Genomic DNA, 22,833 nt, shown 5'->3' with positions numbered 1-22,833 from the left:
CGGGCGGGCTTCGGGCGGGCGGCCGGTGCCGGGCACGGGGCCCGGCTCCGGCCGTGGTTCAGCTGCGGTCCTCGTCCGCCTCCTCGGCGAGCAGCCGGGCGAGTTCCGCCTCGACCTCGTCGTCCGTGAGGTCGTCGAGCCGGTCGGCGTCGGGCAGTCCGTCGTCGCGGCTGAGCGCCTCGATGGTGTCGGCGGCGGCGCCGTCGGCGGGGGCGGCGGTGAGGAGGGTGACGGTGCGGGCGATCGTCGGGTCGTCGAAGAAGGCCCGCAGGTCGAGTTCGGTGCCGAAGTGGCTCTGGAGTTTGGTGCCGATCTGGACGGCGGCGAGCGAGTGCCCGCCGAGGGCGAAGAACGGGTCGTTGACCCCGGCCCGGTCGACGCCGAGCACCTCCTGCCAGACCGCGGCGACCGCGCGTTCGTCGTCGGTGGCCGGGGCGACGTACGGGATGTCGAGGTCGGGGCGCGGGTGGGTGCCGGCGAGCGGGGCGAGGGCGGCGCTCTCCAGGGCGAGGGTCTCGGGGGTGAGGGCGCGGGCGAGGCGGCGTACCTCGTCGAGGTCGTGGTGGGTGACGACGAGGTGTGCCGGGAGGCCGGACTCCTCGGGGACGGAGAGGATACGGGCGAACGCGGCGCGGCCGTCGGCCTCGGAGATCCCTTCGCCCAGCAGCTGGAGCGTTGTCGGGGCTGCCGGGGCGGTCGGGGCGGCGGCTTCCGCGGCGCCGGGGGCGCTCTGTTCGCCGACGGCCCGTTCGATCTGCTCGATCATCCCGTCGACGTCGTTGATGCGCTTGAGGGTGAAGTCGCCGATGCGGACGAGGAGTTCGCCGCCGGGGCCGAGGATGTCGATGTCGCAGGTGAGGGTGGAGCCGCCGTCCGGGGAGCCCTTGAGGGTGACGTCGCAGGTGAGGGCGGCGGTGAGCGGGGCGGCGATCTCCAGGCTGCGGTAGGTGAACGGCAGGTAGTAGCCGTCCTCCATCTGGATGCGGGCGGAGACCCCGGCGACGTCGAGGAGCGCCGGGTGCAGCGGGTAGCCGTCGAGGTCGGCCAGGAAGGCGTCGTCGAGGCGGAGTTCGACCAGCAGCCGGCCGTCGCCGACGTGCACGCCCCGCAGGCAGCGCCAGCGCGGGCCGAGGGTGAAGTCGATGCGGCCGCCCTGCTCCATGAGGTCGAGCTTGAACAGCCGCTTCAGCTCGTCCTGGTCGGTGACGGTCCGGGCCCCGGCCAGCTCCCGGCGGAGCGCGGTGAGGTCGCGGACCGGGGCGTCGGTGCGGTCGTGGAAGGCGACGGTGCCGACGGCGTGGGTCTGCCAGCCGTCGCCGCCGGGCTCGGCGGTGCGGCTGCGGACGGTGAAGCGGGTGGTGCCGTCGCGCTCCTCGACGGTGGTGTAGAGGTCGCGGCTCTGGCCGTCGGGGACGATGACGGGCAGCGCGAACAGCACGTCCTGGAGTTCGACGACGCGGCCGGCGGCCCGGTCGGCGACGGCGGCGCGGACCAGTTCGAGGTAGGTGGTGCCGGGGACGAGGCCCTGGCCCATGATCCGGTGGTCGTCGACGATCCAGCTGTCTGCGGTGGTCAGGGTGGTGAGGTGGGTGCGGCCGGTGTCGGTGGTCTCCAGCAGGCGCTGGAGGAGCGGCTGTCCGGTCGGCTCTCCCCGGTGCCCGCCGCCGAGCTGCTCGGCGAGTCCGGCGGCCATGCCGACTCCGCGCCAGGTGTCCCAGCCGACGGAGACGACGGCGGTGGTGCCCTCGGCCCGCTTGTGCTGGGCGTAGGCGTCGAGGAAGGCGTTGGCGGCGGCGTAGTCGCTCTGGCCGGGGCCGCCGAGGACGGCGGTGAGCGAGGAGCAGAGCAGGACGAAGTCGAGCGGGTCGGCGCCGCAGACCCGGTCCAGGACGAGGGTGCCGCGGGTCTTGGCGGCGAGGACCGCGTCGGCGTCGGCGCCGGTCTTGTTCATGACCATGCCGCGGGAGGGCACTCCGGCGGCGTGCACCAGGCCGTTGAGCGGGCCGTGGCGGTCGCGGAACGCGGCGACGGCGGCGGCGGTCGCGGCCTCGTCGGTGACGTCGGCGCGCAGCACCATGACGCGGGCGCCGGCCTCCTGGAGGCGGCGCAGGCGGCCGATGCGGACGGCGGTGGGGTCCTGCGGGCCGTGGGTGGCGAGGTAGGTGTCCCAGGTGTCCTCGGCGGGGAACTCCGCGCGGGTCAGCAGGCCGAGCGCCGGGCTGTCGACGCTCTGCGCCAGGTGGTCGGCGAGCGCGAGGCCGATGCCGCCGAGGCCGCCGGTGAGGAGGTAGACACCGCCGTCGCGGAGCCGGGCGGGCGGCTGCGGGGCGCCGTCCGGGCCGGTGGCGCCGGGGGCCGTGAGCGGCACGGCGTCGAAGCCGCGGGCCCACCAGTGGGTGCCGCGCAGCGCGAGGTCGCGGGCGTCGGTGGGGCGGCGCACCAGCGTGAGCAGGGCGCGCAGCGCCGGTTCGGCCGGGCCGTACGGATCGGTGCCGGTGATGTCCAGGGTGCGGCAGGTGACGCCGGTGATCTCCTGCGGGAGGACGGTGCTCGCGCCCAGCAGCAGGGCGTGTTCGGGCTGGAGCACCTCGTCGCCGGTGACGGCGTGCACCCCGCGGCAGACGGTGTCGAGGGTGACGGGGGCGGCGCCGCGCCGGTCGGCGAGGGCGCGGCCCAGGGCGAGGAGGCTGTCGAACCCGGCGCGGCGGCCGCGGTCGAGGCGGGCCTCGTCGAGCGGGCCGTCGGGGCCGCAGCCGGTGCTCCACACGTGGACGAGGCGCAGCTGTCCGGCGCCGGTCGCGTCGAGCGCGGTGAGGAGTGCGGCGACGTGGTCGGGGTCGGCCGGGTCGAGGGTCCAGGCGTCGCCGTCGTGGTGGAGCGCGGCCCCGGCGGCGACGCCGATCACGCGGGCGCCGCCGTCGCCGAGGCGCTGCGCCAGGTCGCGGCCGAGCGGCAGGTCGGTGCCGAGGACGGCCCAGACCTCGTCGGTGTCCCGCGGCGGGCGGGCGGCGTCGGGGGCGAGGCGGGTCCAGCCGGGGGTGTGGAACCAGTCGTCGAGCGGGGCGGCCGCGGTGGTCTGCCGGGCGGTGGGGGCGGGTGCCTGGTCGGGCTCGACCCAGTAGCGGTCGCGGGCGAAGGCGTAGGGCGGCAGGGGCAGCGGCGGACGGTCCTCCTTCGCGGCGGCGGACGGCCGGGCGGCGGGGACGCCGGCGCTCCACAGGGCGCCGACGCCGGCGAGGAGGTGGGCGCGGTCGTCGACCGGCTCGTTGGGGTGGCGCAGCGAGCCGCGGACGGTGCGCCCGTCGTGCCAGGCGCGGTGCTGCCGTACGAAGTTGCCGAGCGTCTGGCCGGGGCCGACCTCCAGGAGGACGAGGTCGGGGTCGGCGAGGAGGACGTCCAGCGCGTCGGCGAAGCGGACCGGGCGGCGCAGATGGGTGCCCCAGTAGACGGGGTCGGTGGCCTCGGCGTCGGTGATCCAGGTGCCGGTGACGTTGGAGAGGTAGGGGATGCGCGGCGGGTGGAGGGTGACCTTGCGGACCTCGTCGACGAACGGGTCGACGGCGCCGTCCATGCTCGGCGAGTGGAAGGCGTGGGAGGTGTGCAGCCGGCGGCAGGCGACGCCGTCGGCGGTCAGGGCGGTGCGCAGCCGCTCGATCGCGTCCTCGGGGCCGCTGACCACGCTCAGTTCGGTGGAGTTGGCGGCGGCCAGGCAGAGCGCGTCGTCGCCGGCGATGCGGGCAAGGGTCTGCTCCTCGGAGAGGAAGACGCTGAGCATCGCGCCGGACGGCATGGCCTCGACGAGGGCGCCGCGGGCCGCGACGAGCCGGACGGCGTCGCTCAGCGAGAGAACCCCGGCCAGGCAGGCGGCGGCGAACTCGCCGATGCTGTGGCCGACCATCGCCTTGGGGGTGACGCCCCAGGCGTTCCAGAGGCGGGCGAGGGCGTATTCGACGGTGAAGAGCACCGGCTGGGTCAGGGCGGTGCGCTCCAGCCGCGCGGCGGCGTCGGCGGCCTGTGCGTCCGGGGCGAAGAGGACGGTGCGCAGGTCCGTGCCGAGGTGCGGGGTGAACAGCTCGGCGCAGCGGTCGAGTTCGGCGGCGAAGGCCGGTTCGCTCTCGTACAGGCCGCGGGCCATGGCGACGTACTGGGAGCCCTGGCCCGGGAAGAGGAACGCGACGGGGGCCGGTCGCTCGGGGGCGGTGGTGGCGTCGGCCGGGGTGAGGGCGCGCAGCGCGGCGACGGCCTCGGCGGCGGTGGCGCCGACCACGGCGGCGCGGTGGCCGAAGGCGCGGCGGCGGTGGGTGAGGGTGTGGGCGAGGGCGTCGAGGCAGGTGTCCGGGTGGGCCTCCAGGTGGTCGGCGAGACGGGCGGCGTTGTCGGCGAGGGCCTGTGGGGAGGCCGCGGACAGCGGCAGCAGCCGGGGCGTACCGGCCGGGGCGGCGGGCGGCGCGGCGGGCGCGGGCGGCGCCTCCTCCAGGATGACGTGGACGTTGGTGCCGCCGATGCCGAACGCGCTGACCCCGGCCCGGCGGGGCTCCTGGCCGCGCGGCCAGGGCGTCAGGGTGCCGGCGACGCGGAAGGGGCTCTTGTCCAGGTCGAGTTCGGGGTTGGGGCTCGTGAAGTGGGCGGTGGCGGGGATGGCCTCGTGGCGCAGGGCGAGGGTGGCCTTGATGAGCGCGGTGATGCCGGCCGCGGCGTCGAGGTGGCCGACGTTGGACTTCACGGCGCCGAGGGTGCAGTAGCCGGTGGCGTCGGTGTGTTCGCGGTAGGCGCGGGTGAGGGCGGCTATCTCGATGGGGTCGCCGAGCGCGGTGCCGGTGCCGTGGGTCTCGACGTAGCCGACGGTGGCCGGGTCGACGTCGGCGACGGCGAGCGCCTCGGCGATCACCTCGGCCTGGCCGTCGACGCTGGGCGCGGTGTAACCGGCCTTCAGGGCGCCGTCGTTGTTGACGGCGGTGCCGCGGATGACGGCGTCGATGCGGTCGCCCGCGCCGCGCGCGTCGTCGAGGCGGCGCAGGACGACGAGCCCGGCGCCGTTGCCCGGGACGGTGCCGCCGGCCTCCGCGTCGAAGGGGCGGCAGTGGCCGTCGGCGGAGAGGATGCCGCCGGGCTCGTGGACATGGCCGCTCTTGAGGGGCGCGGAGACGGAGACGCCGCCGGCCAGGGCGATGTCGCACTCGCCGTTGAGCAGGCTCTGGCAGGCGAGGTGGACGGCGGTGAGCGAGGTGGAGCAGGCGGTCTGCACGGTGACCGCCGGTCCGGTGAGATCGAACTTGTAGGCCACGCGGGTGGCCAGGAAGTCCTTGTCGGAGGCGAGGAGGGTGCGGTAGATGCCGGTGGCTTCGAAGTACCGGCGGTTCTGCAAGATGTTGAAGAGCAGGTACGAGTTGAGGCTGGCGCCGCCGAAGACGCCGATGCGGCCCCCGGCGGCGGCCGGGTCGATGCCGGCGGACTCCAGGGCCTGCCAGGCGCATTCGAGGAACACCCGGTGCTGGGGGTCCATGAGTTCGGCCTCGCGGGGGCTGTAGCCGAAGAACCCGGCGTCGAAGCGGTCGCCGTCCTCCAGTACGCCCTTGGCCTTGACGTAGTGGTCGCCGTCCAGCTCCTCGGGGGTGACGCCGGAGGCGAGCAGCTCCTCGTCGGTGAGGGCGGAGACGGTCTCACGGCCCGCGGCCAGGTGCTGCCAGAAGGCGTCGATGTCGGGCGCGCCGGGGAACCGCCCGGCCATCCCGATGATCGCCACCTGGTTCGTCTCGTCCGGAGTGTCCGGCACTGGGGTCACCTACCGTTCCGTGAGCGCGACCGGCGGTCGGCCGCTTGCCGGCGCCGGTTGTGGGACTGACGGCGGCTCTCGGCGCGGCGCTGCGCGTCGAGGGCGGTGCCGCCGGAGGACATGGGGCCATCGAGGTACCGGGCCAGCGAGCCGACCGTGGGGTACTGGAAGAGTTCGACCATGGTCAGGTCGGTGCCGAGCCGGTCGGCGATCTTGCCGCGGACCTCGGCCATCAGCAGCGAGTGGCCGCCGAGGTCGAAGAAGTTGTCGTGGACGCCGACCCGTTCGACGCCGAGGGCCTCGCGCCAGAGGGCGGCGAGGGTGTCCTCCAGGCCGGTGTCCGGGGCGACGTAGGACGTCGCGAGGTCGGGGCGGTCGGTGTCGGGTTCGGGCAGTGCCGCGCGGTCGGTCTTGCCGTTGGGGGTGAGCGGCAGCTCGGGCAGGACAAGGAAGGCCGCGGGCACCATGTGGGCCGGCAGGTACTCCTTGAGGTGGGTGCGGAGTTCGCCGGCCTGCGGGGCGGCGGCGCCGTCGGCGGTGAGGTAGGCGGTCAGCCGTACGTCGCCGGGGCCGTGTTCGCGGGCGGTGACGACGGCCTCGCGGACCTGCGGGTGGGCGGCGAGGCGGGCCTCGATCTCACCGAGTTCGATGCGCAGGCCGCGGATCTTGACCTGGTGGTCGAGGCGGCCGAGGAACTCCAGGGCGCCGTCGGCGCGGTGGCGGGCGAGGTCGCCGGTCTTGTAGAGGCGGGCGCCGGGTGCGGTGACGAACGGGTCGGGGACGAAGCGTTCGCCGGTCAGCTCGGGGCGGTTGAGATATCCCCGGGCGACGTTGCGGCCGCCGATGTGGAGTTCGCCGGGGACGCCCGCGGGGACCGGCCGCAGATGGCGGTCGAGGACGTACATCCGGGTGTTGGCGATGGCGTGGCCGATGGGGACGGGGCCGCTCTCGTCGGGGCGGCAGGTCCAGGCGGTGACGTCGACGGCGGCCTCGGTCGGGCCGTAGAGGTTGTGCAGATCGGCGTCGAGGGTGGCGAGGAAGCGGTCCCGCAGCTGTGCGGGCAGGGCCTCGCCGGAGCAGACGACGCGGCGCAGCCCGGTGCAGCGGGCGGCGTCCGGTTCGGTCAGGAAGAGCTGGAGCATCGACGGCACGAAGTGGACGGTGGTGACCGCCTCGGCACGGAGGGTGGCGGCGAGGTAGCGGGCGTCCTTGTGGCCCTCGGGCCGGGCGACGACGAGGGTGGCGCCGGTCATCAGCGGCCAGAAGAACTCCCAGACCGACACGTCGAAGGAGAACGGCGTCTTCTGCAGGACGCGGTCGGTGGCGTCCAGACCGTAGGCGTCCTGCATCCACAGCAGACGGTTGCGGATCGCCGCGTGGACGTTCATGACGCCCTTGGGGCGGCCGGTGGAGCCCGAGGTGTAGATGACGTAGGCGAGGTCCTCGCCGTCGACCGGCACGTCCGGGTCGTGGTCCGGTGCGGCGGCGAGGGCGTCGGCCGCCTCGTCGAGGCAGAGGGCGCGGGTCCCGGCGGGCACGGGCGGCAGGGTGTAGAGGACGGCGCGGTGGGTCAGGAGCACGGGGACGGCCGCGTCGTCGAGCATGTCGGCGAGCCGGTCGGCGGGCAGCCCCGGGTCGAGCGGTACGTAGGCACCGCCCGCCTTGAGGACCGCGAGCAGGGCGGTGACGAGGTCGAGGGAGCGCTCCATGGCGACGCCGACGAGGACGTCGCGGCCGACGCCGAGCCCGATGAGGTGGTGGGCGAGGCGGTTGGCGCGGGCGTTGAGTTCCCGGTACGTCAGCGAGGTGCCCTCGAAGCGCACCGCCTCGGCGTCGGGACTGCGCCGGACGCGCTCCTCGACGTCCTGGTGGATCCAGCCGTGGCCGGGCCACTCGGCGTCGGGGCCGTGGCCGAGCGCGAGGGTACGGTCGCGGGCCTCGTCGTCGAGGAGCGGGAGGGTGCCGACGGGGGCGGCGGCATCAGCGACGATTCCTTCGATCAGCCGCCGGAAGGCGTCGGCCATGCGGACGACGGTCGGCTCGTCGAAGAGGTCCCGGTCGTACTCGAACCAGCCGGCGAGCCGGTCGCCCTCGGCGAAGAACTGCAGCTCCAGGTCGAAGCGGGCGCCCTGGGCGGAGAGCGGGACGCGGGTGATGCGCAGCCCGTCCAGGGCGAGGGCGGGCAGCGGGTCGCTCTGGTAGGAGAGGCTGACCTGGAAGACCGGCGGGCGGCTCAGGTCGCGGGGCGGGCGCAGGTCCTCGACGACCTTCTCGAACGGGATGTCCTGGTGGGCGTAGGCGCCGAAGCAGGCGTCGCGCACCCGCTCCAGGACGTCGTGGAAGGAGGGGTCGCCGCCGAGGTGGGCGCGGACCGGCAGGGTGTTGACGAAGAAGCCGATCAGCGGTTCCACCTCGCGGCGGGCGCGGCCCGCGGTGGGCACGCCGACCACCACGTCGTCCTGGTTGGCGTAGCGGTGCAGCAGGACGTGGAAGGCGGCGAGGAGCGCGGTGTAGGTGGTGGCGCGGTGCTCCTTGGCGAGGGCGGTCAGCGCCCGCATGACGGAGGCCGGCAGGGCGAACGGGACGGACGCGCCGTTGAAGCCCTGGACGGCGGGGCGCGGCCGGTCGGTGGCGAGGTCCAGGGAGCGCGGGGCACCGGCGAGGTGGCCGCGCCAGTACGTGAGGCCGTCGGAGAGGTCGCGTTCGCGCAGGTCCTGCTGTTGCCAGGTGGCGAAGTCGCCGTACTGCACGTCGAGTTCGGGGAGTTCGGCCGGGCGGCCCGTGGTGCGGGCCGCGTAGTGGGCGGAGAGTTCGGAGACCAGGAGGCCGACCGACCAGCCGTCGGCGACGAGGTGGTGCAGGGCCAGGGCGAGGACATGGTCGTCGGGGCCCAGGCGCAGCAGCCGGAAGCGGAGCAGCGGCCCTTCGGCGAGGTCGAAGGGGTCGGCGAGCGCCGCGGTGATGTGCTCCTCCAGCGCCTGGTCGGCGGGCGGTTCGACGCTCAGGTCGGTCGCGGGCAGGTCGAGGGTGAGGCGGTCGCGGACGAGCTGGACGGGGCGTCCGTCGCGCAGCGGGAAGACGGTGCGCAGCGCCTCGTGGCGGGCGACCACGTCGTTGAGGGCGTCGCACAGCACCGCGGCGTCGAGGCGTCCGCGCAGCCGCAGGGCGGCGGGGATGACGTAGGCGGGGTTGTGCGGGCGGAGCTGTTCGAGGAACCACATGCCCTGCTGGGTGACGGAGAGAGGGAAGGTGGTCTCCGCGCCGGCGGCGCCCTGTTCGGCGAGGAGCTTCTCGAAGAGGGCGCGCTTCTCCGGGGAGAGCGCGGCGAGGGTGGCGTCGAGGTCGGTCACCGCTGGTCCTCTCCCCCGAGCGCGGCGCGCGCCTGGTCGTCGGGGAGGTCGGCGAGCTGGGCGAGGAGGCGGGAGGCGACGTCGCCGGCGCGGTCGACCCGGCGGATGGCGCCCGCGGCCGGTCCGGTGGAGGCGTCGGCCCCGGAGTCCAGCTCCTTGAGGATCAGGTCGGCGAGGCTGCTGACGGTGCCGCCCTCCAGGAAGGCGGAGATCGGCAGGGAGACGCCGAGGCCCCCTTCGACGGCGTTCTTCAGCTCGACGGCCATGAGGGAGTCGACGCCGAGGTCGATGAGCGGCTGGTCGGGGCCGAGCCGGTCGGCGGAGGTGTCGAGGGTGGCGGTGACCCCGGCGAGCAGCGCCTCGGTGAGCGGGGCGCGGCGTTCGCGCGAGGCCAGCGCGAGCAGGTCGTCGCGGGTGATCCGCAGCCGGTTGCGGCGGGCGGCGGCGCGGGCGGCGGGCACCTGGCCGCCGCCGTCGACCAGTTCGGCCAGCAGCGACGAGCCGGAGACCTCGCGGTAGCGGCGGCCCCAGTCGGCCCAGTCGACGGGGGCGACGGCGATCTGCGGGGCGTCGTGGGCGAGCAGCCGGTGCAGCACCCGCAGCGCCTGGGCGGGCCGCAGGGTCTCCATGCCGCGGCTGACGCCGGGGGTCGCCTCGGCCTCCCGGGCGGCCATACCGACGTCCTGCCAGATGCCCCAGTTGATGCTGAGGGCAGGGGTGCCCTGGGCGCGGCGGTGGTGGGCGAGGGCGTCGAGGAAGGCGTTGGCGGCGGCGTACGCGGCGAAGAACGGTGAGCCGAGGACGGCGCTGGTGGAGGAGAAGAGGGTGAAGAAGTCCAGCTCGCGGTCGGCGAACGCGCGGTGCAGATGCCAGGCGCCGAGGGCCTTGGGCCGCAGGTGCCAGGCGAGGGCGTCCGCGTCGAGTTCGGGCAGCGGGATGACGTCGCCGACACCGGCGGCGTGCACGATGCCGCGGATCGGCGGGCGGCCCTCGGCGTCATAGCGGGTGAGGAAGGCGGTCAGTGCCGCCTCGTCGGCGACGTCCAGCGCCTCGGTGCGGACCCCGGTGCCCAGGGCCTCCAGCTCCCGTACGGCGGCGACGCGCGCGGCGGCCGGGTCGGCGGGGTCGAGGGTGGCCCAGGTGTCGCGGGGCGGCAGCGGGGTGCGTCCGGCGAGGATCAGATGGCGGGCGCCGGCGGCGGCCAGCGAGCGGGCGACGGCGAGGCCGAGGCCGCCGAGGCCGCCGGTGACGAGGTAGGCGGCGTCGCGGCGCCAGGCGATGCCGGACAGGGGCAGGGCGTCGGCGTCCTCGCGGACCAGGCGGGCGGCGTAGCGGGTCCCGCCGCGCAGCGCGAGCTGGTCCTCGGCGTCGCGGTGGGTGACGGCACCAGCCAGCCGGGCGGCGGCGTCGGCGGGCTCGGCGGCCGGGTCGAGGTCGATGAGGCCGCCCCAGATCGCGGCGTGCTCCTGCTGGATGGAGCGGCCCAGTCCCCAGAGGGTGGCGGGCAGCACGGCGACCGGCTCGGGCTCCGCGGGGGCGACGGCGCCGCGGGTGACCAGCCAGAGGCGGGCGGCGGTGTCGCCCGCCGCGCGGTTCAGCGCCTGGGCGGTGTGGACGGCGCTCATGCAGGCGGCGTCCTCGGCGGCGAGCAGCTCCGCGCCGGAGCCGGGGTCGGCGGGCGCGTCCAGGCTCCAGAGGTGGACCACCTCGGCGCCGGTGCCGTGCGCCGCTTCCGTCAGGAGGCGGGTGAGGTCGGCCGGCTCACCGCGGCGGACGGTGGCCTCGGCGCCGCCGTCGTAGGCGTAGGCGGCGCCGGGGCGGACCTGGACGGCGCGGGTGCCGCCCGCGGTGAGGGCGGCGGTGAGGGCGGTGCCGACACCGGTCGTGTCGGCGAGCACCAGCCAGGTGCGGTCCGCCGCATCGGAGGGCGTGGCCGGGGCGTCGACGGGGCGCCAGTCGAGGCGGTGCAGCAGGTCCTCGTCGGGGTGGGCGTCCTCGTGGCCGTCGGCGGCGGCGTCGGTGAGGGCCGCGGCGTCCTCCCAGGCGGCGCCCGAGCCCGGGGTGTGCCCGGAGGTGCGCAGGCAGGGGACGCGCTGGAAGGGGTAGGTGGGGACGGCGACCTTGGTGCGGGTGTAATCGGCGTCGAAGCCGCGCCAGTCGGGGTCGCCGCCGTGCGCGTGGAGTTCGGCGACGGAGCCCAGCAGCACCTGCCAGTCGTCCTGCTGGGGGCGGAGGCTCGGCAGCAGCAGCCCGTCGTGGTCGGCCGGGAGCATGTCGGTGACCAGGCCGAGGAGGGTGGGGGCCGGGCCGACCTCGATGAAGTTGCGGTAGCCCATGCCGAGCAGGGTGGCGATGCCGGTGGCGAAGCGGACCGGGCGCCGGGCGTGGCGGCACCAGTAGTCGGCGTCCGGGGCGTCCTCCCACGACCACAGCTTGCCGTCGACGTTGGAGATCAGCGGGATGCGGGGCGCGGAGAAGGTGACCTCGGAGGCGGCGCGGTGCAGCTCCGGGAGGATCGGGTCGACGAGCGGGGAGTGCGAGGAGGTCGTGATGTGCAGCGGCTTGGCGCGCACACCGCGGTCGTTGAAGGTCTTGCAGACCGCTTCGACGATCTCCCGTTCGCCGGAGATGGTGGTGCTGGTGGGCCCGTTGACGGCGCCGATGGCGATGCGGTCGGCGGAATAGCGGGCGATCTCCTCGGCCACCACCAGTTCGGGGGCGGCGATGGCCGCCATCGCGCCGGTGCCGGCCAGCGACTGCATCAGCCGGGAGCGGGCGACGGCCATCTTCAGGCCGTCCTCCAGGCTCATCGCCCCGGCGACGCAGGCGGCGACGTACTCGCCGAAGCTGTGGCCGAGCACGGCGACCGGCTCCACGCCCCAGGAGCGCCACAGCTGCGCCAGCGCGTACTCGACGGCGAAGACGGCGGGCTGGGCGTAGCCGGTCTCGTTGAGCGCGGTGGCGTCGCCGTCCTCGGGGTGGAGGACGTCGAGGAGCGGGCGTTCCAGGTGGGGGCGGAGGAGTTCGGCGCAGCGGTCCATCTCGGCGCGGAAGGTGGGCTGGGTCTCGTAGAGGCCGCGGGCCATGCCGACGCGCTGGACGCCCTGGCCGGTGAAGAGGAACACCACGTCGGTGGGGCGGGCCCGGCCGGTGGCGGTGCCCTCGGGCAGCTCGGCGCCGTCGGCGAAGGCGGCGAGCCGCTCGGCGAGTTCGGCCTTGGAGGTGCCGGTGACGGCGAGGCGTTCGGGGAAGGCGGCGCGGCCGGTGTTGGCGGAGTGGCAGATGTCCGCGGCGGTGTCGGGGGTGTCCGCGGTGAGGCGGTCGCGGTAGCGGGCGGCGAGTTCGGTGAGCGCCGGGCGGTTCTTCGCGGACAGTGCCAGGAGCTGGACGGGGCGCCGGGTGTCGGCGTCCGGCACGGGCCGCTCGGGCGCCGCCTCCAGGATCATGTGGGCGTTGGTGCCGCTGAAGCCGAAGCTGGAGACACCGGCGAGACGGCGGGGGCGCCCGGCGGGCCAGGGCGTCAGCTGGGTGGGGACCTCGAAGGTGGTGCCGTCGAAGGAGATGTCGGGGTTGAGGCGGGTGAAGTGGACGGTGCCGGGGATCGCCTCGCGGTGCAGCGAGAGCACCACCTTGATGAGGGCGGCGATACCGGCCGCTGCCTCGGGGTGGCCGATGTTCGTCTTCGACGAGCCGAGGTAGACGGGGGCGCCGTCGGGGCGGCCGTAGACCTCGGCGAGCGCCTCGACCTCGATGGGGTCGCCGAGGCGGGTGCCGGTGCCGTGCGCCTCGATGAGCGAGACGTCCTCGGCGGCGACACCGGCGGCGGCGAGGGCGCGGCGCAGCACGTCGCGCTGGGCGGAGCCGTTGGGCGCGGTGACGCCGGCGCTGCGGCCGTCCTGGTTGACGGCGCCGCCGCGGAGCACCGCGAGGACGGTGTCGCCGTCGCGCTGAGCGTCCGTCAGACGCTTGAGGACGACCATGCCGCAGCCCTCGGAGCGGACGTAGCCGTTGGCGGAGGCGTCGAACGCCTTGCAGCGGCCGTCGACCGACACCATGCGGCCGAACTGCGAGAAGGAGACGCTGGGCAGCGGGGAGAGGACGACGTTGACGCCGCCGCTGAGCGCCATGTCGCACTCGCCGGAGCGCAGGCTCTGCGCGGCCTGGTGGAGGGCGACGAGGCTGGAGGAGCAGGCGGTGTCGACGGCGACGCTGGGGCCGCGCAGGTCGAGGGTGTAGGAGAGCCGGCCGGGGACGACGCTGTGCGCGGAGCCGGTGCTGGCGTGGGCGGTGAAGTCCAGCGGATGGTGGAGCGTCTCGGTGGCGAAGTCGAAGCTGGAGACGCCCATGAACACGCCGGTGCGGCTGCCGGCCAGGGCCGACGGGGACTGTCCGGCGTTCTCCAGCGCCTCCCAGGCGACCTCCATGGTGAGCCGCTGCTGCGGATCCATGAAGAGGGCCTCGCGGCGGGAGATGCCGAAGAACTCGTGGTCGAAGAGGTCGACGCGGTCGAGGAAGCCGCCGGCGCGGGTGGAGACCTTGCCGGGCGCGGGCTCCGCGCTGAAGAAGGCGTCCTTGTCCCAGCGGTCGGCGGGGATGTCGGTGACGGCGTCGACGCCGTTCTTGAGGAGGTCCCAGTAGCTGTCGGCGTCATCGGCACCGCCGGGCAGGCGGCAGCCGAGGCCGATGATCGCCAGGGGTTCGGATGCCGCCTTCTCGTAGGCGTCGAGCCGGCGCTGCATCCGCTCCATCGTCAGGTACGCGCGCTTCAGCGTGGAAGCGGAGGTCTGCGTGGTGTCCGGCGGGGTCATCCTTCACGCCCTTCGTCGATCTGCTGCGTCTTGGCCAGGAGGAGTGCCTCGATGTCGCTGTCATCGAGGTCGTCGAGGTCCCGTGCGAGGTCCTCGGTGGACGGCTCGGCGGACGGCTGCGGCGCGCTGTCGCGGGCGGCGTCCGGTGCGGCCTCCAGGGCTGCTTCCAGTGCGACGTTCATCCGTTCGGCGAGGAACGGGACGAGGACGTCGAGGGTGGGATAGCGCCAGGTGAGGGTGGCGGGGAGGGTGACGCGCAGCGAACTCTCCAGCCGCTTGCGCAGTTCGAGGGAGAGCAGCGAGTCGAAGCCCATGCTGGTCAGCGGTGCGGTGGTGTCGATGCGGTCCTCCGCGGTGCCCAGCACCTGGGCGGCTTCGCCGCGGCAGTGGGCGACGAGGACGGCGCGGCGGCGGCGTCCCGGTTCGACGGCGAGCAGGGCGCGGCGGACCTCGCCGTCACCGGCGGCCGGGGCCGCGGTGTCCGGCGCGTCGAGCAGCCCGGTGAGCAGCGGCGGCAGCAGTCCGCCATCGGCCGAGGCGCGCAGTGCGGTGCGGTCCAGGGGCAGGACGCAGGCGTGGGTGGCGGCGCCGCGCAGCAGCCGGTCGAGGGCGGCGATGCCGTCCTGGGGGCGGATGCTCTCGATGCCGCGGGCGGCCAGGGCGCCGCCGCGGTCCGGCCTGGCGGCGAGGCCGACCTCGGCCCACGGGCCCCAGCTGATGCTCAGGGCCGGCAGCCCGCGGGCGGTGCGGTGGCGGGCGAGGCCGTCCAGATAGGCGTTGGCGGTGGCGTAGTTGGCCTGGCTCGCGGAGCCGAGGAGGGCGGCGGCCGAGGAGTAGAGGACGAAGAAGTCCAGCGGCCGGTCCTCGGTGGCGCGGTGCAGATGCCAGGCACCGGCGGCCTTGGGGGCGGCGACGGTGCGGAAGCGGTCCGCGTCGAGGCCGGTGAGGAGGGCGTCGTCGAGGACACCGGCGGCGTGGACGATGCCGGCGAGCGGGCGGTCGGGGCCGATGCGGTCGAGGGCGGCGGTGACGTCCTCCTCGCGGGAGACGTCGCCGGTGTGGACGGTGATCTCGGCGCCCTGCCCGCGGAGTTCGGCGAGGGTGCGCTCCGCGGTTTCGCCGGGGGCGCTGCGGCCCATCAGGACGAGGTGGCGGGCGCCCTGTCCGACGAGGTAGCGGGCGGTCTCCAGGCCGAGGCCGCCGAGGCCGCCGGTGACCAGGTAGGTCGCGGCGCCGTGCACCGGTCCGGTGGCCCGTTCGGCGACGGTGGCGGGCGGTGCGGCGTCCGGGTACAGCACGATCTTGCCGGTGTGCCGGGCCTTGGCCATGTGCGCGAAGGCGGCGGGCGCCTCGGCGTACGGGTGGGCGGTGACCGGCAGGGCGGTGAAGTCGCCCTGTGCGAAGCCGCGGGTGACCTCGTCGAGGAGTTCGGCGATGAGCGCCGGGCGGTCGGCGAAGGTCTGTTCCAGGTCGACGGCGAAGAACGCCCGGTTCTTCCGGAGGAAGCCGAGGCCGAGGTGGCTGTCGTCGTAGACGTCCTGCTTGCCGATCTCGACGAACCGGCCGCCGGGGGCGAGCAGTTCGAGGCTGCGGACGAGCGCCTCACCGGCGAGGGAGTTGAGGACGACGTCGACGCCGTAGCCGTCGGTCGCCTCCCGGATCTCGTCGGCGAACCGCAGTGAGCGGGAGTCCATGACGTGCTGGACGCCGAGGTCGCGCAGGAGGGCGCGCTTCTCCTCGGTGCCGGCGGTGGCGAAGACCTCGGCGCCGTTGCGGCGGGCGATCTGGAGGGCGGCGAGGCCGACGCCGCCGGTGGCGGAGTGGATCAGGACCTTCTCGCCCTTGCCGAGGTGGGCGAGGTATTCGAGGCCGTAGACGACGGTGAGGAAGGCGATGGGCAGTGCGGCGGCCTGCCGGTCGTCGAGCCCGTCGGGGCTGGGGGCGGCGAGGGCCGCGTCGGTGGTGGCGTACGCCGCCATGCTGGAGCGGGCGACGGCCATCACCCGGTCACCGACGGCGAACCGGTCGACGCCGGCGCCGACGGCGGTGACGGTGCCCGCGCACTCGCCGCCGAGCGGGACGGTGCCGGAGGGGACGCCGGGGCAGATGTCCATCGCCTTGAGGACGTCGTTGAAGTTGAGTCCGGCGCCGGCGACGGCGATCTCGATCTCGCCCTCGGCGGGTGCGGTGCGCTGCCAGCGGGTGGGGGCGAGGCTGTCGAGGAGGCCGGGGCGGGTCGCGAGGATGCGGTGGTTGGCGTCGCCGGTGAGGGCGAACGGCCGCTCCTGCCAGGCGGCGCGGTCCGGCGCGGCCGGGGCCGTCCAGGGCGCGAGGCGCGGGACGAGGCGGGCGCCGCCGCGCAGCGCGAGCTGGTCGTCACCGGCCGGGTGCAGCAGTTCGGTCAGGAGCGCGTCGAGGTCGCCGCCGGCCGGGTCGAGGTCGATGAGGGTGGGGCGCAGCTCGCCGTGTTCCAGTCCGGCGACCCGGGCCAGGCCCCACAGGGCGGCCTGGGTGACGGCGTCGGCCGGGGCGGTCTCCGTCCCGGTGTGCTGGGCGCCGCGGGTGAGCAGATGGAGCCGCGGGGTGCCGTCCTCGGCGGCGAGCGCCTGGATCAGGTGGAGGGCGCCGACGGGGCCGCCGTCGCGGGCGGACCAGAGCGCGGTGGCGTCGGCGGTGTCCGCGTCGAGGGCCCAGGCGTACACGACGGCGGTGTAGGGGGCCGCCGGGTCGCGCAGCTCGGCGAGGAGGGTGGTGAAGTCCTCGGGGCGGGCCGGGTCGACGGTGTAGTGGGTGGCGTCGGCCTTGTGGTAGCGCTCCCCCGCCGTGACGGTGACGCAGCTGTCGCCGCGCGCCTCGGCGGCGGCGCGGATGCGGTCGGCGGTGCCGTCCCGGTCGGCGAGGAGCAGCCAGCGGCCGGCGGGGGCGTCGGCGCGCTCGGCCTCGGCCGGGTGCCAGCCCAGGTCGAGCAGGGCGTCGGCGACGGCGTCGCGGGGGCCGTCGGCGTCGAGGCGGTGCAGGGCGATGCCGTCGACGGTGCCGAGGTGGCCGCCGTCCTCGCCGTACAGGTCGACGCGGGCGCCGGTGAGTTCGGTGCCGTCGTCGGTGGCGGTCCCGGCGCGGGCGCGGGCCCAGCGCGGTGCGGCGCGGTCGGCGGTGAGGGTGTACCGCGCGGCGCCGACCGGGAGGTAGGTGCCGGACTCGCCGACGGCGGCGGCGAGTGCCTGGAGGGCGCTGTCGAGGACGGCGGGGTGGACGAGGTAGGGGTCGCGGTCGGCGGTGAGGCCGGCCTGCGGGCGGAGGCGGGCGACGGCTTCGCCGGGCCCGCTCCACAGCGCCTCGACGCCCTGGAAGGCGGCGCCGTACTCCAGGCCCGCGCCGCGCAGCGCGGTGTAGTGCGCGGCGCTGTCGAGGGCTGTGGTGCAGCGGGCGCGGGCGGCGGCCAGGGTGTCGGCCCGGTCGGGGGCCGCGTCGCGGGCGGGGAGGCGGTAGCGGCCGTGGGCGGCGGGCTCCCAGCCCGGTCCGTCGGCCTCGTCGCCGCGGCTGAACAGCCGGAACGTGCCGGTGTCCGCGGTCTCGGGGACGCAGACGAGCTGGAGGGTGGTGTCCTCGGCGCTCTCGCGGACCACGGTCATCCGGGCGAAGTGGACGTCCTCGACGACGGCGCGGACGTCGCCGAGCGCGTCGCGGGCCCCGGCCAGCGCGGCGTCCAGCAGGAAGCTGGCGGGCAGGACGGCGCTGCCGCCGACGCGGTGGTCGCGCAGGTAGGGGTGGCCGTCGAGGTCGATCCGGGCGGTCCAGTACGCGGCCCGGGGCGCGAGCGCCGAGCGGACGTGGTGCTGGAGGGCCGGGTGGCCGCGGTGGGGCGCGCGGCGGGAGCGGGCGGCGCTCTCGTCGATCCAGCAGCGGGTGCGCTGCCAGGGGTAGGTGGGCAGCGGGGTCATGGGGCCGTCGGTGCCGTAGACGCGGCTCCAGTCGACGGGGTGGCCGGCGGTGTAGAGGCGGCCCAGCTCCCCGAGGATCTCGGCGCGTCCGGAGCGGTCGCGGCGGAGGGAGGCGACGACGACTCCGGCCGCCTCGTCGCCGTCGGCCGCCTCGGCGAGCCGTTCGGCGACGGCGTCGCCGAGCATCGGGTGCGGGGAGATCTCGACGAAGGCGTCGTGACCGGTCTCGGCGAGGGCGGTGATCGCGCCGTCGAAGAGCACCGGGCTGCTGAGGTTGTTCGCCCAGTACTCCGCGTCCAGGCGGGTGCCGTCGACGGTCTCGCCGGTGACGGTGGAGAGCATCGGGAGGGCGCAGGCGCGCGGCCGCAGGTCGGAGAGGAGGCGCCAGAGTTCGGCGGCGACCGGTTCCATCTGCGGGCAGTGCGAGGCGAATTCGACGGACTCCAGGACCCGGCAGAAGACGCCGTCGGCCGTGAGGTCGCGGGCCAGCTGCTCGACGGCCGCGCCGTCGCCGGAGAAGACGGTGCTGGTCGGGCTGTTGTTGGCGGCGATCCAGACGGCGCCGGGGCGGCGCTCGTCGAGGATGCGGCGGGCCTCGTCGAGGGAGATGCCGGCCATCGCCATCCGGCCCTTGCCGACGGCGGCGCGGATGACCTTGCCGCGGTGGACGGCGATGCGCAGCGCGTCCTCCAGGCCGAGGGCGCCGGACAGGTGCGCGGCGGCGACCTCGCCGACGCTGTGCCCGACGACGGCGGCCGGCTCGATGCCCCACGAGCGCCAGAGGGTGGCCAGGGCGATCTGTACGGCGCAGAGCGCGGGCTGGCCGACGTCGGTGGTCAGCAGCCGGGAGGTGGCCTGGTCACGGCCGAGTTCGGTGAGCAGGGACCAGTCGACGTACCGGGACAGCAGCGCGTCGCAGCGCTCCAGGGCGGCGCGGAAGACCGGTTCGGTGGTGGGCAGGTCGGCGGCGAGCGGCCACCAGCGGGCGCCCTGCCCGGAGAAGACGAAGACGGGGCGGGGCCGGTGCCCCAGCGTGCGGGGTCCGGCGGTCAGGCCCGGCGCCTCCTCACCGCGGACGAACGCCTCCAGCTGCGCGCGGAGTTCGCCGGTGTCGGCGGCGACGGCGGCGAGCCGGTGCTCGTGGTGCGGGCGGCGGACCCCGGCGGCGAAGGCCAGCGCGCGGGGCGTGGGGTGCGGGCCGTCCTGGGCGAGGCGGTCGGCGTGGCGGGCGGCGAGTTCCTTGAGCGCCTGCGGGTCGCGGGCGGAGACGGTCAGCGCGTACGCGGCGCCGTCCGCGGGCTCCTCGGCGACGGGCCGGGGCGCCTCCTCGAGGACGACGTGGGCGTTGGTGCCGCCGAAGCCGAACGAGCTGACGCCGACGAGGGCGGGCCCGTCCGCGACCGGCCAGGGCTGGAGCTTGTCGGCGACGCGCAGCGCGAGGTCGTCGAAGGGGATGTGCGGGTTGGGCTCGGTGTAGTGCAGGCTCGGCGGCACCGTGCGGTGGCGGACCATCAGCGCGGCCTTGATGAGCCCGCCCATCCCGGCGGCGGCCTCCATGTGGCCGATGTTGGACTTCACGGAGCCGATGAGGCACGGCTCGGCGGAGTCCCGCCCGGCGGTGAGGACGGCGGCGAGCGCCTTGGCCTCGATGGGGTCGCCGAGCACGGTGCCGGTGCCGTGCGCCTCGACGTACTGCACCCGCTCGGGGCGGACCCCGGCGTCGGCGTACGCGGCGCGCAGCACGGCTTCCTGGGCGTGCGGGTTGGGTGCCATCAGCCCGTTGCTGCGGCCGTCCTGGTTGACCGCGCCGCCGCGGATGACGCCGTAGACGGTGTCCCGGTCGGCGAGGGCGCGGCTGAGCGGCTTGAGGACGACGACGCCCGCGCCCTCGGAGCGGACGTAGCCGTTGGCGCTCGCGTCGAAGGTCTTGCAGCGGCCGTCGGGCGACATCACGCCGGCCTTGCTGAAGTTGACGGCGAAGGTCGGCGCGAGGATGACGTTGACGCCGGCGGCCAGCGCGGTGCCGCACTCGCCGCGGCGCAGCGCGGCGCACGCCTGGAGGACGGCGACCAGCGAGGAGGAGCATGCGGAGTCGACGGCCATGCTGGGGCCGCGCAGGTCGAAGAGGTACGAGAGCCGGTTGGCGGCGATGCTCAGCGCGCTGCCGGTACCGGTGTACGCGTCGATCGCCTCCAGGTCCTGGAGCTGGAGGTTGGCGTAGTCGAAGGAGGAGATGCCGACGTAGACGCCGGTGTCGGAACCGGCCAGCTCGCCGGTGGGGATACCGGCGTCCTCCAGCGCCTCGTACGCGACCTCGGCGAGCAGCCGCTGCTGCGGGTCCATCCGCGCGGCTTCCTGCGGGGAGATCCCGAAGAACTGCGGGTCGAAGGTGTCGATGCCGTCGAGGAAGCCGCCCCAGCGGGCGTTGGTGCGGCCGGGCGCCGAGGGGTCCTCGTCGAAGAACTCCTCGACGTCCCAGCGGTCGGCCGGCACCTCGCGTACCGCGTCGGTCCCCTCGGTGAGCAGGTCCCAGAAGGCCTGCGGGCCGTCGGCGCCGGGGAAGCGGCAGCCGATGCCGACGATGGCGACGGGCTCGGCCGGTCCGGCGGCGGGCTCCGGCGCGGCGGCCACGGGCGTGGGCACGGTGGTCACGGCCGGCGCCGCGGCGGCCGGTCCGGCGGGGGCGACGGGCGCCGCGGGGGCGGCGGGCTCGGTGCCGAGGCGGCGGGCCATCGCCTCGACGGTCGGGTACTCCCAGGCGAGGGTGGCGGGCAGCTTCCGCTCCAGCCAGCGCTCCAGGTCACCGATGACGGAGACCATGTCCATCGACCGCAGGCCGTAGTGGGAGAGCGGCTGCGTCCGGTCGACGGCCTCGGGGGCGATGTCGAGCAGGGTGGCGAGCTCCCGGCTCAGCCGCTCCTCGACCTCGGCGGGGGTGACGGTGCGGCCGGTGCCGGCGCTCGCGTCCGGAGCGGCGGGCGCCGCGGCGGCCGGGGTGGTGGCGCGCTCGGCGAGGGTCCAGTGGGCGACGGTGTCCAGCGCGCCGCTCGCGTAGGCGTCGAGGCAGGCGGCGCGCTGGAGCTTGCCGCTGGAGGTCTTGGGGACCTTGCCGCGCCGCACCAGCGCGACGGCGTGCGTCTCCAGACCGCACTCCTGCGCGACGCGGGCGCGGATGGCGGTGATGATCCGCTCGGTCTCGGCCGCCGGCGGCTTGCCGTTGAGCTCCTGGATGACGATCAGCCGCTCCTCGCCGTCGATCTCGCGGGAGCCGGCGACGCCGCAGCCGGCCCGCAGCGCCGGGTCGGCGTCCTCCACGGCCCGCTCGATGTCCTGCGGGTAGTGGTTCTTGCCCGCAACGATGATGACGTCCTTGATACGGCCGTTGATGAACAGTTCGGTGCCGTCGAGGAATCCGAGGTCGCCGGTGCGCAGAAAGGGGCCCTCGCCGGTGTCCTCGACGGTGGCGCGGAATATCTCGTCGGAGAGTTCGGGGCGCTCCCAATATCCGTGCGCCACGCTGGGGCTGGCGAGCCAGATTTCCCCGACCCGGCCCTCGGGAACCCGCCGCCGGGTCTGCGGATCGACGATGGCGATCTCCTGGTCCTCGATGGACCAGCCGACGCCGACCAGGGTGCGGGATTCCTCGTCCGGGGCCGCGTCACGGGCCTCGCCGGCTGCCAGGGCGGCGTTGGCCAATTCCCTGGTGACAGGTTCCGCTTCGCGTCCGCCACCGGCCACCGCGAGGGTGCCTTCGGCGAGTCCGTAGGCCGGGAGGAAAACACTGCGGCGGAATCCGGAGGCGGCGAAGGCGGTGGAGAAACGGTCCATGCTCTGGAGCCGGACCGGCTCGGCGCCGTTCAGGGTGACCCGCCAGCTGCTGAGGTCGAGCGCCGCACGCTCTTCCTCGGTGCTCTTGGCGACGCAGAGTTCGTACGCGAAATTCGGTGCGCCGCTGACGGTGGCCCGGTGTGCGGATATCGCCTCCAACCAGCGCAACGGGCGCTTGAGGAAGGCGAAGGGCGACATGAAGGTGACGGGATATCCCTCGAAGGCGGGCGCCAGCAGACCGGCGATCAGCCCCATGTCGTGATAGGGCGGCAGCCACGTCACCATGTGGTTGTCGTCGGCGATGCCGAAGAACTGCTCGTTGAGGGCATTCAGATTGTGGATCAGATTTCCGTGCCCGACCATCACGCCCTTCGGGCGGCTGGTGGAGCCGGAGGTGTACTGGAGAAAGGCGAGGGAATCCGAGGTGAGATCCGGTTGGCGCCAGGATCCGGCGGCCGCGGCGTCGTCGAGGGTGTCGACCTCCAGCCAGGCGATCTCCCGCAGCGCGGGGGCCTGTTCGGCGAACCGGTCCGCCATCGCGACGATCGAGGACGGCGCGAGGATCACGGCGGGCCGGGCGTCCTCGATGATGCCGATCAGCCGCGGCAGGGTCCGCTTCAGGAACGCCGGGTCCGGCGGGTAGACCGGGACCGCGATGGCGCCCGCGTACAGGCAGCCGAAGAAGGAGGCGACGTAGTCGAGGCCGGCCGGGCAGACGATCAGGGCCCGCGCACCGGCCGGAAAGCGCTCCTGCAGCACCGCGCCGATGGCCCGCGCGCGCAGGTCCATCCCGGCGTTGGTGAGGCTGAGCGGCTCGCCCTCCCCGTCCACGAGGTAGCGGTAGGTGCGCGCGTCGGGCTGCGCGGCGAATACCGACCTGAAATGGTCGACGAGGTTTTCCGGTACCTGCCCGGCCATTGCTTCCTTTGAGGTGCGCGGAAGATTTCGCAACGCTTTCAGCCCCTTCATGGCCGGATCTCTTCGAAGTCGATCGGACTGTAGTTCCCGTCCGGCGACCGTCACAAGGGTTACTTGTACGACGCATTCACCGGGGTTACACACCGAGAAACCGACGGCCGGCACACAGGATTTCCGTGCACCGACCGTCGGCCGGAATTTCCTTCGGCGGGCGT

The 22,833-nt window shown here is 75.0% G+C and carries 4 protein-coding genes; all 4 read right to left on the bottom strand.

Annotation, left to right across the window (positions count from 1 at the left end):
• Positions 1–58: 58 nt before the first annotated feature.
• From ACF1BH_RS23940 to ACF1BH_RS23925, 4 genes are read right to left on the bottom strand one after another with little or no spacing between them, the layout of a single operon-like run.
• Positions 59–5,782 carry an SDR family NAD(P)-dependent oxidoreductase gene (locus ACF1BH_RS23940; protein WP_391645388.1) on the bottom strand — a complete coding sequence of 1,908 codons (5,724 nt, stop codon included), beginning with the start codon at positions 5,780–5,782 and terminating at the stop codon, positions 59–61.
• Positions 5,779–9,123, bottom strand: a complete 3,345-nt coding sequence (locus tag ACF1BH_RS23935; RefSeq protein WP_391645386.1) for an amino acid adenylation domain-containing protein — start codon at positions 9,121–9,123, stop codon at positions 5,779–5,781. Before ACF1BH_RS23935 ends, ACF1BH_RS23940 begins: the two co-directional genes overlap by 4 nt.
• Positions 9,120–13,931 (bottom strand): SDR family NAD(P)-dependent oxidoreductase, encoded by a 4,812-nt coding sequence (locus ACF1BH_RS23930; RefSeq protein WP_391645384.1) that lies wholly within the window; start codon positions 13,929–13,931, stop codon positions 9,120–9,122. Before ACF1BH_RS23930 ends, ACF1BH_RS23935 begins: the two co-directional genes overlap by 4 nt.
• Entirely contained in the window at positions 13,928–22,618 is an 8,691-nt protein-coding gene (locus ACF1BH_RS23925; RefSeq protein WP_391645382.1) for an SDR family NAD(P)-dependent oxidoreductase, read from the bottom strand. The genes ACF1BH_RS23930 and ACF1BH_RS23925 overlap by 4 nt, the downstream gene beginning before the upstream one ends.
• Positions 22,619–22,833: the final 215 nt, after the last annotated feature.

Origin of the sequence: Streptomyces sp. NPDC014733 (assembly GCF_043083385.1) — a bacterium.
Lineage (GTDB): Bacteria > Actinomycetota > Actinomycetes > Streptomycetales > Streptomycetaceae > Streptomyces.
This window is presented reverse-complemented; position numbering and strand designations above follow the sequence as displayed.